General features: G+C 78.4%; 8 protein-coding genes. All 8 read right to left on the bottom strand.

The window, feature by feature from the left end; translation table 11 throughout:
- Positions 1-30: 30 nt before the first annotated feature.
- Positions 31-1,512 carry an eCIS core domain-containing protein gene (locus tag EV699_RS12900; protein ID WP_132543353.1) on the bottom strand — a complete coding sequence of 494 codons (1,482 nt, stop codon included), beginning with the start codon at positions 1,510-1,512 and terminating at the stop codon, positions 31-33.
- A gap of 174 nt (positions 1,513-1,686) precedes the next feature.
- Positions 1,687-5,697 carry a serine/threonine-protein kinase gene (locus tag EV699_RS12895; protein WP_132543351.1) on the bottom strand — a complete coding sequence of 1,337 codons (4,011 nt, stop codon included), beginning with the start codon at positions 5,695-5,697 and terminating at the stop codon, positions 1,687-1,689.
- On the bottom strand, positions 5,694-6,998 hold the full coding sequence (locus tag EV699_RS12890) for a hypothetical protein (RefSeq protein WP_132543349.1): 1,305 nt from the start codon (positions 6,996-6,998) through the stop codon (positions 5,694-5,696). Before EV699_RS12890 ends, EV699_RS12895 begins: the two co-directional genes overlap by 4 nt.
- Positions 6,999-7,078: 80 nt before the next feature.
- Complete coding sequence (locus EV699_RS12885) at positions 7,079-8,641, bottom strand: hypothetical protein (protein ID WP_132543347.1); 1,563 nt, start codon at positions 8,639-8,641, stop codon at positions 7,079-7,081.
- A gap of 16 nt (positions 8,642-8,657) precedes the next feature.
- Positions 8,658-10,634 (bottom strand): ATP-binding protein, encoded by a 1,977-nt coding sequence (locus tag EV699_RS12880; RefSeq protein ID WP_132543345.1) that lies wholly within the window; start codon positions 10,632-10,634, stop codon positions 8,658-8,660.
- Positions 10,627-12,234 carry a hypothetical protein gene (locus tag EV699_RS12875; RefSeq protein WP_132543343.1) on the bottom strand — a complete coding sequence of 536 codons (1,608 nt, stop codon included), beginning with the start codon at positions 12,232-12,234 and terminating at the stop codon, positions 10,627-10,629. The genes EV699_RS12880 and EV699_RS12875 overlap by 8 nt, the downstream gene beginning before the upstream one ends.
- A complete protein-coding gene (locus tag EV699_RS12870) occupies positions 12,224-14,401 on the bottom strand; it encodes a phage tail protein (RefSeq protein WP_132543341.1) in 2,178 nt (725 codons plus the stop codon). The genes EV699_RS12875 and EV699_RS12870 overlap by 11 nt, the downstream gene beginning before the upstream one ends.
- A gap of 6 nt (positions 14,402-14,407) precedes the next feature.
- Complete coding sequence (locus EV699_RS12865; protein ID WP_132543339.1) at positions 14,408-16,591, bottom strand: putative baseplate assembly protein; 2,184 nt, start codon at positions 16,589-16,591, stop codon at positions 14,408-14,410.
- Between the last annotated feature and the right edge of the window lie 6 nt (positions 16,592-16,597).

Genomic DNA, 16,597 nt, shown 5'->3' with positions numbered 1-16,597 from the left:
GCGCGACCGGCGGGCGGGTGCGGGCGGGCTTCACGGCGCGACGAACAGCTCGGCGCGCACCTCGCGGTCGGCACTCGCCCAGGCCGCCGCGCCGTGCTCGCCGCAGCTCGCGAGCCCCGGGCCGGCGCCGGCCTCGCAGGCGGCATCGAGCGCGCCGGTCGGCGGGTCGGCGATGCGCGTGCGCGCGATGCCGGCCGCTTCCAGCTCGGCGGCGATCAGCGCCGCGCGCCGGTGGCCGAGCGCGAGGTTGTAGTCGTCGGTGCCTTCGGCCGAGGCGCGCCCGACCAGCCGCACCCTGAGCGTCGCGTCGGCGCGCAGCGCCGCGAGCAGCGCGGCGAACGCGGTGCGCCCCGCGGCGGTCAGGCTCGCGGCGAGCGTGCCGCCGCCGCTGCCCGGGCGGTCGTACTGGAAGCCGATGCGCTGCGGCACCGGTGCCACGGTCGTCGGCGGCGGCGTTTCGGGGGTTTCGGGCGTCTGCGGGGTTTCGGGCTCGGCCGGCGGCTCCGGGCGCGGCAGCGGCAGGTCCGGCAGCGGCAGCGGCGGCAGCTCGACGCACTCGCGGCGCGCGGCGTCGGGCAGCGTGCCGCTCGGGCAGCAGCGCGGGAAGATCGCGCTCGCGGCGATGCGCGCCGGCGGGCAGCACTCGCGCTCGTTCTCGGCGACGATGCCGTCGCGGCAGCAGCGGCCGCTGAAGTCGCGCGTGCGCGCGGGGCGGAAGCCCGGCGGGCACGACGGCCCGCCGCTGCTGCCGCCGCGGCGCCCGAGCAGGAAGCGCGCCGCCGCGATCAGGTCGGAGGTGCAGCCCGCCGGCAGCGGGCTCAGGCCCGACTCGCAGCAGTCGAGCACCTCGATCGCCGCCGAGCGGTCGCCGCGCAGCACCCGCGCGGCCTTGATCACGTCGATCGAGCAGGTGACCTGCGGCTGGCGCTGCAGCGCGGCGCGCCCCGAACCGCCCTGCTGCAGCACGTGGGTCAGCTCGTGCGCGAGCAGGTGCCGGCCGACGGCCGTGTGCGGCGCGTAGGCCCCGGCGGCGAAGACCACGTCGCGCCCGGCGGTGTACGCCTGCGCGTGCAGGCCCTGCGCGGCCACTGCGGCCCGTGGCCCGTCGTGGACGCGCACGCCGCCGAAGTCGGCGCCGAAGCGCCCCTCCATGTCGTGGCGCACGTCGGCGGCGAGCGGGCGCCCGGTGCCGGCGTCGGGCAGCGCGCCCGTCGGTGCCGGTGCCGGGGACGCGTCGGCCTTGCGCTGCACCGTACCGCCGGCTGCCTGCTCGGCGGCGCAGGCGCTGCACAGGTGGCCGGTGGCCGGCGCGGCGACCACCGCCGCGGCGGTGCGCTCGGCCTCGCGCTCGGCGGGGTCGTCGGCGTGCCCGAGCGTGGACTGCGGCTGCACGCCGGTCGCGAGCCGGCGCCACAACGGGTTGGGCGCCGGTGCACGGCGCACCGGCGTGGCCCCGACGCCCGGGGCGGCCGCGGTGCGGTGACAGGCGCAGGCATGGGCGGCGCTGCTCATCTCGATCACCTCCCGGGGCGCACGGCCCGCTGCGCCGCCAGTGTCCCCGCGCGGCGCCGTTGCCGCCCGTCGCCCCCCGGTGCGGCCGCGGATGCAGGCGCCGGCACCTGCCGCGCCGGCGGCCCCGCCACCGCGCCGCCGGCAGGCGGCGGTGCGGTGGCGGTCCTGCGCGGGCTAGTTCGGCGAGAAGAAGATCACCTCGTCGAAGCCCGTCGTGTTGCGGCCGACGCGCTGCAGCTCGGCCTGCTGCGCGGTATCCAGCGCGCGGACGCTGAGCCGGGTCGCGTCGGGCGCCGGCCGGCCGGCCGCCGTCAGCGCGCCGACCACGCCCTGCAGCCGCGTCTGCGCACCGCCGTCGAGCGCGCCGATGGTCGCCACCCGGATCCGCGACACCGCCACGTTCGGGGACAGCGCGGCGAAGAAGCTGCGCAGCGCATCGCCCGACAGCACGTTGTCGCGGAACTCGACCGAGGTGTTGGGCCCGTTCTGCGGCAGGAAGAACATGTCGTTGTCGAAGCTCCCCTGCAGCACCAGCGCGCTGCGCACCGTCGCCCCCACCGGCGCGGCGATCAGCCACACGCCGCAGCCGCCGGGTGGCGCCTGCGGGGCGAGCTGCACGTCGAGCGAGGAGTCGGCACCGATCAGCCCCATCACCGTCTGCGCCTGGGTGCGGCGGCTCGGGATCTGCCCCTCGGCGCTGGCCGCGAGCACCAGCCCGGCACGCTGGATCAGGCCGCCGCCGGCGCCGCTCCAGGCCGCGCGCAGCGCATCGACGTTGCCGGTGAAGGTGTCGTCGACGGCGAAGGTCGCGCTCGCGACGATGCTGGCGAGCCCCTGCCCGGTGACCGTGGCGAAGTTGCCGGAGGCCGCGAAGCGCATCGCCGCGGCCCACGCATCGAAGTTCGCCGCGCGCAGCACGGTCAGGCACACCGTCACCACCGCGTCGGTGGCGATCACGATCACGCCGTCGGCGCCGTCGGCGTCGAGCCCGTCGGGCAGCGGCGCGAACACCTCGGCGGCGCGCTCGTCGGCCGGCGTCGTCACGCTGGCGATCGCCCGCTCGATGCGCGCGATGCGCGCCTCGCCGAGCGACTGCGCCTCGGCCTCGGCGTTCGCATCGACGATCGCGAGCGCGATGTAGGTGAGCTGGGCCTCCGCCTGTGCCACCTGCAGGCTCGCGGCGAGCGCGGCGGGATCGCTGACGATCGCCGGCAGGCCGGCGGCGAAGGCGACCTCGCCGGCGGCCACCAGGCCGAGGCGGGCGAGCGTGGCGGCGTCGCCCTGCGCCAGCGCCCGGCGCAGGCCCGCCACGCGCGCCGCGGAGGCGTCGCGCAGCAGCAGCACGCGGTAGCGCCGGTCGGGCACCGGCTGCACCGCGACGGCGGCGCACTGGCGCTCGCGCCGGCGCGTGAACATCACCCAGTCGCGCGTCGCGCGCAGCACCGAGGGCGGCGCCGGCGGCGTCGGGAACAGCTGGCGCAGCCAGGCGTCGGCGAGCTCGGGCTCGTCGAGGTGGCGCCCCAGCTCGGCGAGCGCCGCGACCGCGCGCACGTGCAGCGGGTGCGAGGCCTCGCCGATGCCGGCGGTCTCGACCAGGTGCGCGCGGAAGAGGTCCTGGCGCGTCTCGGCGCCGGTGTCGCTGTTGCGCGTGATCACGCCGGCGCCGGCGTCGATGGTCAGCGCCGCGCCCGCCCAGGCGGCGTCGAGCACGATCTGCGCGGTGCTCTCGCCCGGCATCAGCAGGCGCAGCTCGACGCGCGCGCCGCCGGCGGTGCGGGTCAGGATCACCCGCGCCGCCAGCGACAGCGTGCCCTGGTCCACCTGGTTCTCGGGCTCGCTGCCGCCCGGCGCGGCGTCCGGGTCGCGGGTGGTCGAGTACAGCCCGGTCAGCGTGCCGACCAGCGTGCGCGTGGCCGAGGTCTTGCCCGCGCGCACCAGCAGCTCGCCGCGCAGGTCCAGGTCCTCGAGGGTGACGACGTCGCCGAGCCGGGTACGCACGAAGCGCAGGCCGAACGGGCAGGAGCCGCCACCGTCGAGCGTGAAGGGGTCGCGCTCGACGCGCAGCGACACCCAGGCGACCGCGCCGTCGAGCAGCGCGCGGGTGGCGACCGTGGTCGCCGCCCGCGTGCTGCTGAAGCTCGCGTTCGCGGCGGTCGTGTTCGTCGTGGTACCGGCGGTGCCGGCGCTGGAAGCGGTGCTGCCGGTCGTCGGCGCGGCCGCGGCTGCCGGCGCAGGTGCCGCGGCGGCAGCCGGTGCCGCGGCATCGCGCACCGCCGCCGCCGCGACGAGGCGTGCCGCGGCGGTCTCGCGCGAAACGATCTTGCGCTCGGTCACCGCCGCGCGCCCGGCCACGCCGGCGATGTCCGCATCGGTGACCACGCGCACCGGGCGCGTGCCGCCGCCGCTGTCGGTCGCGGCTGCGGCCGCGGGTGCAGGTGCGGCCGCGGGTGCGGGCGTACTCGCCGCCGCGGCCCGCTCGGCGTTGGCGGCGACCACGGCGCCGAGGCGCCCGCCGGCCGCGTCGCCGAGGCTCGCATTCCCTCCCGGCGACGGGAGGTCGGCGCCCGGATCGTCGGCGCCGGCGAAGTGCACCGCCACGCCGCCGCTCGCCAGGGATTCGAGGCGTGCCGCGCCGCTCAGCCGCGCGACCTCCTGGCCGTTGCGCAGCTCGCTGATGCTGGCGGCGAAGTACGGCCCGGTGGCGACCGGTGCGGTGGCGACGAACTGGCCGTCGGGCACCCAGATGTCGACCTTCGGCTTCGCCGCGGGGGTGTCGAGCCCGCTGAGCAGCGAGATGCGGTCGAGGTGGCGCGCCTCGTCGAAGATCTGCGCGATCTCGTCCGGGCGCGCGGCGCAGAAGGCGAGCTCGACGCCGTCGCCGGTCTGCGCCCGCACCTGGTCTTCGAGCGGCGTGCCCGCGCCCGGCACCACCGGCAGGAAGCCCGCGCTCGGCAGGTTGACGATGCCGCGCGCGAACAGCGTCCCCGGGTCGAGCTGCGCCGTCGGCGTCGCCGCGCCGGCGCTCACGCCCTCGAAGCGCCGGCGCAGCGCCTGCACCGCGGCGAGCGGCGGCGCGCGCAGCGACACGCGGGTGTCGAGCACCGGCAGGCTCGCCAGGTGGGTCGCGACCTCGGCGTAGTAGCGCTCGACCGCGGCCATCGCCGCGTCGGCCTCGGCGAGCAGCGCACGCGGCCCGGCACAGGGGTCGCCGTCGCCGCCGGGCGCCGGGTTGGCGAGCGCATCGCGCAGCTGGCACTGGAACTGGAACACCTGGGCGAGGAACACCGCCAGCGGGCGCTGGCCGAGGCGGCCCTGCCAGTAGCGGTAGGGCGGCGCCTCGATGCGCTCGCGGCGCGCGGTCCAGGCGTCGAGGAACAGCGTGGTGGTGCCGGCGCGCGCGAGCACGCCGAGGGCGACGCCGCTGCCGCCGGCGGCCGGTGCGCCCAGGCACCAGGTGGCCGCGGCGAGCCCGGCCGCCGAACGCAGGTCGCCGACCAGCGCACGCTCGTCGGCGAAGTAGCTCGCGGCGACCCGCGAGCGCAGGTGCAGGTCGGTGATCGCGGCGGCGTCGGTGTCGGGCAGCGGCGTGGTCAGCCGCAGCGGCAGCGCGCGCAGGCGCACGCCCTCGAGGCGGTAGGGGCGCGCCGTGGTGGTCGCGCATGCCGCCTCGCACAGCGAGCCGTAGACGTCCTCCTCGCCGCACAGCGCCTCGGCGTGCTCGAGCAGCAGCAGGTACAGCGACTGCGCCGGCAGCGCGGTCGCCGGCGGCTGGGTGGTGTCGAGCGCGCAGGCGCCGAAGCCGTCGCCGCCGCCGGCGCCGACCGCCGGTGCCGCCCCGCCGGGGTTGGAGGCCGCGACCAGCGCGGCGATGCCGACGTCGACCGTGCGCGGCAGCTGCAGCACCTTGCCGTCGGGGGCGATCGCGAGCCCGGCGCCGAGGCTCAGCGTGTCGCCGCTGCCGAGCGTGACGTCGAAGCCGTGCACCACGCCGGCGCCGCCGGCGCGGTTGCCGGCGGCGTCGAGGCGCAGCAGGTAGTCCTGCTCGGCGGTGAGGTCGGCGGCACGCAGGAACTTGCCGTCGAAGTAGTTGAGCCGGGTCAGCGGCGAATCGGCCGGGATCAGCGTGATGCCCTCGGTCCCGCCCACGACCACGATGGCGCTCACGGCGTCGACAGGCGTGTTCATGGCTGCGTCCTCGTGATCGTCTGTACGAAATCGTGACCCTCGTCGCGGCTGCCGGGTGGCCCGCCGCGCGCGCCGGCGAGCGGCACGCCGTCGGCGCCGAGCAGCGGCTCGGGGCCGGTGCCGCGGGCGATCACCCGCACCAGCGTGCCGGCGAAGGCCGCCGCGGGTTCGAGCGTGACGGTGCCGGCGACCGGGTCATAGCCCGGCACCGGGGTCGGCAGCACGGTCCAGCCGCTGGCGGCATCGAACTGGCTGAGCGCGAAGGCCGCGGCGGTCACCGTGGTGTCGAGCAGCGGCGTGCCGACGCTGAGCGTCAGGCGCGTGTCCTCGAGCACGCTCGCCGCCGGGTCGAAGCGCGGGCCGCCGGCGTCGACCGGTGGCGGCGGCGCGTCGGCCACCAGGCCCTGCAACAGCGCGGTCGGCAGCAGCGTCGCCCGCGCACCGATGCGCACCGTGCCGGCGGTGACCGTCCAGCCGCCGCCCGGCGCGGGTTCGAGGCGTACCCCGAGCACCTCGCCGAGCGCGAGATCGGCCGGCTCGGCGACCGCGTACGGCGTCGCCGGGGTGTCCTCGGCGACCGCCGGCGGCGCGCGGTCGGCGGCATCGCGCGCCGCGGCCTCGGCGAGCAGCGCGCGCCAGGCCGCCGCGCGTTCGGCCGGCGCCAGCGCGAGCGCGGCGTCACGCGCGGCGAGCAGCGCGGCGTCGTCGGGGTCGATACCGCCACCCTCGGCCGGGCGCGGCGCCTCGCGGTCGAGCAGCAGCAGCAGGCGGTGCGAGGCCGGCGGCGGCACGGCCGGCGCCGCGGCGGGGCGCAGTTCGAGCTGCAGCCCCTCGACGAAGCGCGAGTACGCGGTGTCGCGGGTCGCGCCGTCGCAGGGCTCGCGCAGCGCCGGCACCGGCCGCGCCAGGCAGGCGCGGAAGCGCGCCAGCACGTGCACGTCGAACACCCGCGCGCTGCCGTCCTCGGTGACCACCAGGTCGGGGTCGTCGGCGTGGCGGTCGAACCACGGCCCGAGGCCGACGCACGCCGGCGCGTCCAGCCGCAGCTCGCGCCCGCTGCCGTCGAGCGCGAGCCCGGGGGCGACGCGGATCTCGCCGCGCGCCAGGTCGAGGCTCACCCCCAGCCCCCAGACCACCCCGCCGCCGTGCAGCCAGGACTGGTGCAGGCGGTGCTTGCCGCGGTGGTGGCCCTGCTCCGCTTCGAAGTCGTCGACCCCGAGCAGCATGCCGAAGTGGTAGCGCGGCGCCTCGAAGGGGTTGTCCGGCAGGGCGGTGAAACCCGTGTCTTGCTCGACGGCCATGTTCGGTCCCTCTCCGGAAGAATCGTGTTGATGGAACCCGCCGCCGCGGCGGCGGGAGCACGTGCCTCGGGGTTCTCGGGTTACGGCGCCACGCCCGCGCGCAGCCCGGCGAAGACGGCGCGCGCGAAGGCGGCGTTCTCGAAGTCCTCGCGCGCGGCGTCGCGCGCGGCCTCCTGCTGCAGCCACTCGCCGCCGCGCGCGGCCTTGTCGGCGGCGATCAGCGCGGCGAGCAGCGCGTCCTCGGCGGCACCGAGCGCGGTGGCGAGCGCCGCCGGGTCCTGCCCGGCGAGCTGCGTCAGCGTCGCGCGCGCGGCCTCGAGGTCGGCGAGCCGCCGCCACGCGGTATCCGGCACGGTCGCGCACCACACGCCGAGCACCGCCTTCGGCGACGCGCGCCAGGCGACCTCGGCGGCGTCGAGCGCGTTGCCGGCGTTGGTCACGGCGACGCGCGCGGCGATCACCGCCGGGTCGGTGGCCGGGTCCTCGCCGCGGGCGCTCGCCGCCGCCTCGGCCGCGGCGAGCGCGGCGACGCGCTCGGCGAGCAGCGTCACCGCGGCGTCGCGGGCGTGTTCGGGGGCGTTCCAGGCGGCCTCGACCGGCGCCAGCGCGGCCTCGGCGGCGGCGAGGTCGGCCTGCGCGGTGACGATCGCCGGCACGCTCGCCGGGTCGGTGTCGATGTCGACGCGCCAGGCGTCGAGCAGCAGCCCGGCGAGCGTGGCGCGCGCGGTGTCGACCGCATCGCGCAGCACATCGAGGGCGGCCTCGCCGTCGGCGGCGGCGGTGCGCGCGGCGTCGAGCGCGGCATCGGTGATGCGCGCCACCTGCGCGGCGGTGAGCGCGGGCTCCTGCGGGATCGCGGCGAGCCGCGCCGCGGCCACCGCGAGCCGCTCGGCGGCGGTGCCGGCGTGGGTCGCGGCGAGCGCCTCGGCGCCTTCGAGCGCGCGCGTGGCGATCGCGACCTGGCCGAGGGTGCCGTCGTGGGTGGTGCCGAAGCTCGCCGCCGCGGCCGCGGCGGCGACGTCGGCGAGCCCGCTGCGGGTGGTCCGCGCCTGCGCGCGGGCGAGGCGCGCGAGCGCCCGGGTCAGCAGCGCGGCGGGGAACTCGCCGCTCACCCGCGCATCGGCGGCGGTCAGCGCGGCGTTCGCCGGGGCGGTGTTGAGCGCGGCGTCGGCCGCCGTGCGCAGGTCGCTGAACTCCGCGCCGTTGAGGCGGGTGCGCAGCGCGTCGCGCCGCGCGGCGTCGGCCTCGGCGCCGGGGAGCGCGGCCTCGGCGGCGCGGGCGCGGCGCGCGGTGGCGCTCAGCACCGCCTCGGCGCGGGCGGCCTCGGCCGCGGCGTAGCGTTCGGCGCGCTCGGCGTCGAGCGCCTCGGCGGCGTTCGCCTGCTGCGCCGCGAGGGTGCGTTCGAGCGCCTCCAGCAGCGGCTCGCCGTCGGCCGGCATCACGATCGCGGCGAGTTCGGCGCGCAGCGCCGCGGCCTCGCGGGCGAACGCCGCGCCGGCGCTGGCGGCGGCGGCACGACGGTCGCGGACCAGCGCGAGCGCGGCGCGCGCCTGCGCGGCGGCGGCCTGCGCCGCGGCGAGCGCCGGCGCGGCCGCGGCCTGTTGCTGCTGGGCGAATTCGAGTAGCGAAACGGGTGCGGCCATGTGGGTGGTCCTCCGGCTAGCGTTCCGTGAAATCCCCGGGGAAGGCGCGGCCGGCCTTCTCGTATTCACGCCGGATGGCGTGCACGAGATGCGCGCGCGCGATCGCGGTGTTCTCGGCCGCGGCCAGGAAGGCGGCGGCGAAGGCGGCGTTGCGGATGTGCCCGCCGACCAGCGGGTAGTGCTCGGCGAGCTCCTCGAGGTCGACGTCGGCGGCGAGCGGCGCGGCCGCCGGCAGGTGCAGCCGCCACAGCGCCAGGCGCTGCGCGGTGTCGGGTTCCTCGAACTCGACCAGAAACTCGAGCCGGCGCAGGAAGGCCGGGTCGAGGTTCTGGCGCAGGTTGGTGGCGAGCACGGCGAGGCCCTCGAAACGTTCGAGCCGCGCCAGAAGATAGGCGGTCTCCAGGTTGGCGTAACGGTCGTGGGCGTCGCTGACCTCGGTGCGCCGGCCGAACAGCGCGTCGGCCTCGTCGAAGAACAGCACCGCCTGCGCCTGCTCGGCGGCGGCGAACACCCCGGCGAGGTTCTTCTCGGTCTCGCCGATCCACTTCGACACCACCCGCGACAGGTCCACCGCGAGCACGTCGAGGCCGAGTTCGGAGGCGAGCACGTCGACCGCGAGCGTCTTGCCGGTGCCGGGCGGCCCGGCGAACAGCAGGCGCACGCCGCTGCCGCCGCCGAGCGTCTCGGCGAAGCGCCAGCGCTCCAGCACGCGTTCGCGGTGGGCGAGCCGCGCGCAGGCCTCGCGTAACTGGGCGAGGCGGTCGGCCGGCAGGATCAGGTCGCTCCAGCGCGCCCGCGGCCGCCGCCGCGCCACGCCGGTGGCGAGCGTGGCCTGGGCGCGCCCGCGCACCGCCTCGGCGACGTCGGCGAGCGTCGGCGCACGGCCGACCAGCGCCGCGCGCAGCCGCAGGTCGGTGGCGACCAGTTCGGCCTGGTGCGGTTCGAGCGGGTAGCGCGTGGCGAGCGTCGGCGCCTGGCGCTTCAGCTCGGGCAGCGACTCCTGCCACATCGTCCGCAGCTCGGCGGGCCGCGGGCGTTCGGCCGCGAGCGCGAGCAGCGGGCGCGGCCCGCGCGGCTGCACCCCGCCGCTGCGCACGCACACCAGCGCGGCGTCGGGGAAGGCCGCGAGCGCCGGCAGCTCGGGCACCGCGGGATCGGCGACGGCGGGCACCAGCACCGGCACCACGCCACGCGCCAGCGCGTGCGCGCCGAGCAGGGCCTCGAGCGCGGCGTCGGCGCCGGCGGGCCAGGCGAGCACCTCGGCGTCGCGCCCGGCGTGCGCGGCGAGCGCGCGGGCGCGCGCGGCGGCGGTGTCCTCGGTCTCGGCGCTGACCAGCAGCGTGCAGGCGGCGCGCTCGCGCAGCGCGACCGCCGCGGTCTGCGCGCCCGCGAACCAGCGCGCGAGGCCGCCGCTGGCGAGCGGCACCGCCAGCGGGCGCAGCCCGGCGGGCCAGTCGTGGCCGCCGCCGAGCACGCTCCACAGGCCCTCGGCCGGCAGCAGCGAGCGTTCGAAGAACGGCCCCTCGCCGCTCAGGCGCAGCACCCCGGCGCGCAGCAGCGTGCCGCCTTCGAGGCGCCGGCGCAGCGCCGCGCGCGCCTCGCTGCCGGGGCCGAGCAGGTGCGCGGCGAGCCCGACCGAGGCCAGCGCCTCGCCGCGCGGGTGCAGCGTGCGCAGCACCACCGCGTAGCCCTCGTGGACCTCGGCCATGCCGGCGAGCAGCAGCAGGTCGACGTCGGTGGCGCCGAGCGCGAGCGCGCCGGCGAGGCGGTCGAGCGGGTGCGGCCCGTCGGCGGGCGGGCGGGCGAGCGCGCCGCCGCCGAGCGTGGCCGGGTCGCGCCCGGCGCGCGCGGCCTGGAAGGCGCTGTCGAGCCAGGTGATGGCCTCGGCGACCGCGCCGGTGGCCTGCGGGAAGGCGCCCGTCAGCACGCCGGCGAGCCGCCCGGCGAGCAGGCCCGCTTCCGCGTGCAGGCGCAGGGCGGCGGCGTCAGGCATACAGGAACCTCACCACCGCGCCGATCCAGGGCACGTACATCGGGTCGAGGTCGAGCCCCGCCCGGCGCACCTCGACCTCGACCCGGTCGAGCTCGAAGTGCAGTTCGATCCAGCCGGGGTCGGCCACCACGCGCGCGCGCCGCCGGCAGACGAAGGTCACCAGCTCCTCGGGGCGCACGCGCACCGTCGGCAGCACCGCATGCAGCGTCTGCACCACCTCGGCGGCGGCGGCGTCGAGCCAGGCCCGGGCGGCCGCGTCGACCTCGCCGCAGGGGTCGGGCGGCGCACGGTCGGGGGCGAGCCCGCAGAAGGCGAGCGCGGCGGGGTCGTCGGGCGCGACCGGCACCAGCCGCAGCGCCAGCGCGTGCATCACCCAGCGCCGCGACAGCCCGGCCAGGGCTGCGTCCTCGGCGGCGCGCCGCGGCAGGTCGATCTCGTCGATCAGCTTCAGCAGGAACAGCAGGCCGCCCCACTCGGTGCAGGCATCGACGCGCGGCACGTAAGCGTCGGGCGGCACCGCCGCGGTCGGCGCCACCCAGTCGCTCAGGCCGGCGAGCCGGGGCGGCTCGTCGGGCGGGCGCTGCCGGCGCGACTCGTGCAGCACCGGCCGCTTGGGCGCACGCGGCTCCGGCGCCGCGCGCGCGTCGTCGCCGGCCTTCGCGGCCGTCGCCGGCGTGTCATCCGCGGTGCGCTGCCGCGGCGCTGCCGCAGCGGGGGCAGGCGGCGCCGGCGCCGCGGGCGGTGGCAGGTTCGTCAGCGCCCGCGCGAGTTCGGCCAGGCAGGCTTCGTAGTCACCGTTCCACAGCACCAGCGGCTCGGTCTCGAGGGCGATCAGCGCCACCAGGGTGCGCGCCAGCGCCGGTCCGCCCTCCCCCTCGCGGCCGAGCGCGGCGGCGACCAGCGGCGTCAGCGGCGCGGCGAGCAGCGAGCGTGCGAGCATCGCGCGCACCAGGCGCTTGAACGCCGCGGACGCCGGCGCGGCGATCCACGCCTGCGCCGCCGCGCCCTGCGGCGGCGCCTCCAGAACCGGCACCTCGCTGCCGCTGATCGCGCTCGCGACCAGCGCCTGCCAGTCGGCCGGGCCGAGCTGCGCCGCCACCGGCGCCAGCGTGCCGGCCGCCGCCAGGTGCTTCAGCGCCGGCAGCGTCAGCGAGTCGACCTCGAGCAGGCAGTGCAGCACGCGCTCGGCCGCCGACGGGCCGTCGACGTTCAGGCCGAAGCGGCGCCACGCCCAGGCGCGGCGGTGGTCGCCGCGGGCGACGCAGGCGCAGAAGTCGGCCATCGCCGCGACCCGGCTCGGGTAGCGCACCACGCCGTCGTCGCCCTCGGCGATGCGCGCGGCGATGCCGTAGGCGATCAGCCGGCTCCAGTCCGCGAGCAGTTTGGCGTCGGGTTCCTGCACGTGCAGCAGCACCGGCACGCGCACCTCGCGCAGGCAGACGAACTCGTGGTTGAGCCCGAGCTCCTCGATCGCCAGGCCGAGCGCCTGCTCGTTCATCCGGCGGCGGATGCCCTCCAGGCGCGCGCGCTGCTCGCGGTCCACGCCGCGGTAGCGGTTGCGCCAGCGGCGGATGCTGCTGCGCCCGTCGTCAGCCGACATGGCCGGTCTCCCCCAGCCGGCTCGCGCCGGGATCGAAGCCGGGCCGCGGCCGCCCGAGCACGCGATCGCGCCCGAGCGTCGCCGCGCCCAGCACCAGCCCGCCCCAGGCAGCCCCCGGGCCGAGCAGCGAACTGAGGCCGAGGTGCAGGCCGACGCCGACGCGCATGCCGCCGGCGACGCCGCAGACGGTGACGACGGTGTGCGCCGGGCGGTGCACCTCGAGCAGGTCGCGCAGCACCGCCGCGGTCTCGGCGTCGAGCCAGGCCTGCACGATCACCGTGAAGCGGTGCGCGTCGCGGCGGTAGACCTCGGCGGCGCCGGCCTGCGGCTGCGCGCTGCGCCCGATCGCCCCGCCCACGCGCAGCCCCGCGCCGAGCACGGCGCCGCCCTCGGCGTCGAGCGGGCCGGCGGCGAGCCCGCGCAGGCGGAACTGCTCGACCAGCAGCGCGCGGCTGCCGGTGACGAGCTCGATGAAGCGCGTCAGCCCCGGCAGCGTGCCGCGGTAGCGGAACAGCCAGTCGGCCTCGGCGATCAGCTGGCGGCGCGCCGCGGGCGGCCAGCGCTCGTCGAGCACCAGGCCGACGAAGCTCGCCAGCCACGGCAGCACCTCCTCGGGCGCCCCGGCGGGGTCGAGCAGCGCGTGGCGCGCCTGCGCGCGGGCGTCGACCTCGCCGAGCAGGCCGGCGAACGGCGCCAGGTGGCGGCGCAGGAAATCGGCGGCGACGGCGTCCTCGGCGAACACGCGCGGCAGGCGTTCGAGCCAGTCGTGCGCGTCGCGCTCCACGCGCAGCGCCCGCACCCGCGGGGTGACGCGGGTGTCGCCCTCGAACTGCAGCGAGAGCCACAGGAAGCGCCCGGGCGCGGCGCGCACCGGCGCCTCCAGCGTCACGAAGCGCACCGCCTCGCCTTCGGCGGGCGGCGGGAAGGCGTCCGGCGGGCCGTCGGCGCGCCGGTGCAGCAGCCCCCCGACCTGCGTCGGCAGCAGCGCGAGCGGCGGCAGCGGCGGCGAGGCCTCGGGGTGCGGCGGCAGCCGCGAGGGGTCGTCGGCGAGGTTGACCGGCGGCGTGCGTTCGACCGTCGGTGCGTCCTCGATCGGCTCGTCGGCGCTGATGCAGGCGAGCGACAGGCGCGCGCCGGCGGGCACGCAGGCCTCGACGAACACCCGCCCCCAGCGCTGGCCGTAGCGCTCGCCGTCGAGGCGGAAGCCGACCACGCGCGCCTGCGCCCGGTACACCAGCCGCGCCGGCACCGCATGGCGCGGCCCGCGCGCGGTCCAGTAGACGATGCGCCCGTCCGGCGTCAGCGCGATGCCGCGGCCGTCGTAGCCGCGCGCCTTCAGCGGCGGCTGCTCGCCGCCGTCGGCGCCCAGGCGCAGGCGGCGGAAGGTCTCGCCGGGGCGGCGTGCGACGGTGAGCTCGACGGCGTCGTCGACCCGCACCGCGACCAGGTCGGTGGCCCAGGGCAGCGCCCGCGGCGCACCGCCGGCGAGCGCGAACACCTGCGCGGCCTCGGTGCCGGCGGCATCGAGCACGAACAGCGCGCCGTCGGCGGTCGCGGCGATGCGCGACGGCGCGCTGCAGCCGGCCGGCAGCGGCAGCGGCTGCACGCCGCCGTGCGCCGACAGCCGCACCAGGCCGACGGGCCCGGCGTGCAGCGCGTAGACCGCGAGGCCGGCGGCGGCGAGGCCGAGCGGGCGCCCCGGCAGCGCGTGGCGGGCGAGCAGGCGGCGCTCGTCGGGGGCGTACACCAGCACGCAGGGCGCATCGGCGAGGCCGACGAACAACTGCCCGGCGGCATCGACGGCGAGCCCGAGCGGCGCCGGCGGCGTCGGCGGCGCGAGCGGGGCGAAGTCGCCGCCGAGCAGCTCCGGCGGCGGCGCGAACAGCGCCACCGGCTCGGCGGCGGGCACGCCGCCGGCGAGCGGATCGGCCGCCGCCCAGCGCAGGCGTTCGAGCTGGCCGAGTTCGGGGCGGCTGCGGTACAGGCGGCAGCGGGCGTCGAAGGCGAGCGCGGCGGCGAGCGCGGGCACCGGGCCGACGGCCCCGTCACCCGGCACGTCCTCCCAGGCCAGGCCGACGACGTCGCCGACCAGCGCGGTGCCGTCGTGGCCACAGCGTCGCCACAGGTCCGGCCCGGCGATGTGCAGGAAGGCGCGCGGCGCGGGCATGGCCGGCTAGCACTCGTCGCGCAGCACGGGCACCGGCACCGGCGCGGCCGGCTGCCCCTGCTCGTCGGTGGTGGGTGGCGGCGGCAGGTCGGCGCCGACCGCGGCCGGCGCGCCCTGGGTGACGCTGATCGTGACCAGCTCGACCACCTCGTGTGCGGCGAGCACCACGGTGCCCGACACCCAGCTCACGCTGCCGTCGGTCGCGGTCACGCGCTCGGCGACCTCCAGCCCTTCGAGGTATTCGACGCCCTCGACCTGCAGCGCCGCGGCTTCGAGCTCGGGGCCGTGCACGCGCCGCCCGAGCGGCCAGCCCTCCCCGCCCGGCCCGTACGGCGGCAGCGGCGCGAGGTACTGGCGGATCACCGTCTCGACCCAGCGCCGCACCGCGTCGATGCCGTAGCCGGGCTTGGCCTGCAGCCCCACCGTCACCGCCACCGGCCGGTACACCGGCGGGATCACGTAGAGCTCGGTGGTGACCAGGCGGCGCGCGTCGAGGTACTCGCACACCGCGCGCAGCAGCCGGCGGTCGGGCAGCGGCGCGTTCGGATGCGCCGGGTCGTTCGCCGGCCACACCACCACGCTGACCACGCCGGCGGCCTCGACGCCGAGGTGCGCCGGATCGACGCGCGGCAGGCACTCGGCGCGCGCCACGCCGGGCACGGCGCGGGCGAGCGCGCGGAAGTCCTCGGCGGTGACCGCGCGGTCGCGCACCCGCAGCTCGAGCGGGATGCGCCCGAGCGCCGCGGCGAGGCTCTCGGCATCGCCGCCGCCGTAGGCCGGCAGCGCGTTCTTCGCCTTGACGCCGCCGATCGCGACCACCTTGTCGATCGCGCCGGCGGCGACGTTGCCGGCGGCGCCGCCGCCGACGCGGTAGCGCACCGCGCGCACCCGCGCGCCGAGCGGCGGCGGCGCGCCGCGGATGCCGTCGCCGAACACCACCTCGCCGGCGACCGGGTCGAGCACGTAGTGGCGGTCGAGCGGGCCGCTGGCGTGGAAGCCGTCGACCGTCTGCCAGGGCTGCCAGCCGTCGGCCTCCTCGACTTCGAGCGCGAGGCTGTCGACCAGCACCGGGCGCTGCGCGAGGCGCAGGCGCTGCCCCGGCTGGCCGCTGCCGGTGCCGACCAGCTCGGGGCGCGCGGTGCGCGCCTGCAGCGCCTGCACGGCGTTGACGCCGACCCAGCTCACCGCGCCGATGCCGGTGCCGTCGACGCGGAACGCGCGCAGCCAGAACAGCAGCTTGGCCTGGTCCGGCGCGGCCAGCACCGGCGGCAGCGCGCCGGTGCCGAGGCGGTCGGGGTCGTCGACCGGGAAGTCGCCGACGGCGACGCCGGCCGGCGGCAGGCGCAGCCGCACCACGCCCTCGCGGGTGAGCCCGGCGGTGGTGTCGCCGACCACCGCGAGCGCACGGTAGCGCGGCTCGTCGCCGTCGAAGGTGGCGGTGGAGATGCGCCACTCGACCGCGTAACGCGGCCCGCCGGCGCCGACGCCGGGGCAGGCCGAGACGTCGGCGAGCGCCGGCACCTCGGCGGTCGGCACGAAGCCGATGTTGAGCGTGGCGTCGGCGAGCCGGGCGAGCTCGGCGCCGCGCTCGCCGAGCACGGCGATCCACAGCGTGCCGTCGACCGTGGTGGTGAAGTCCACCGGCTCGCCGGCGCCCTCGGGGTCGAGCGTGCGCGCCTCGTAGTACGCCGGGTTGACCGGGCCGTCGCCGAGGCTGTCGATCGCGCGCAGCGCGAAGGCGTGCGCCTCGGGCTCGGTGTCGGGGTCGGGGGTGGCGGCGCGCGCCTTCGCCAGCGCACGCACCGACAGCGGCCACGCGGTGACCTCGGTCTCGCTCTCGAACGGCAGCTTGCCGGCGGCGAGCTCGGCGCCGAGCGGCACCAGCACGCCGGCGGACTGCGCGGTCGACAGCGCCACCATCGCCTTCGCCGGGGTCGCCGGGCGCGGCGGTATCTGCAGCAGGTTGAGCCAGGCGAGGCGCGTCGCCTCGGGGATCTGGTTGAAGCGGAACAGCACGCCCTCGGCGAGGTGCGCGAACAGTTCGATCAGCGTGATGCCCGGGTCGGAGGCGTTGTGGTCGGTCCACTCCGGCGTGTACACCGGGATGCGCCGCACCAGGTCGTCGCGCAACTGCTGCCAGTCGCGATCGTCGAGGACCGGACCGGGAATGACCGAGCTCTGCAGCGTCATGGCGGC

This window comes from Plasticicumulans lactativorans, from assembly GCF_004341245.1.
GTDB classification, from domain to species: Bacteria; Pseudomonadota; Gammaproteobacteria; order Competibacterales; family Competibacteraceae; genus Plasticicumulans_A; species Plasticicumulans_A lactativorans.
This window is presented reverse-complemented; position numbering and strand designations above follow the sequence as displayed.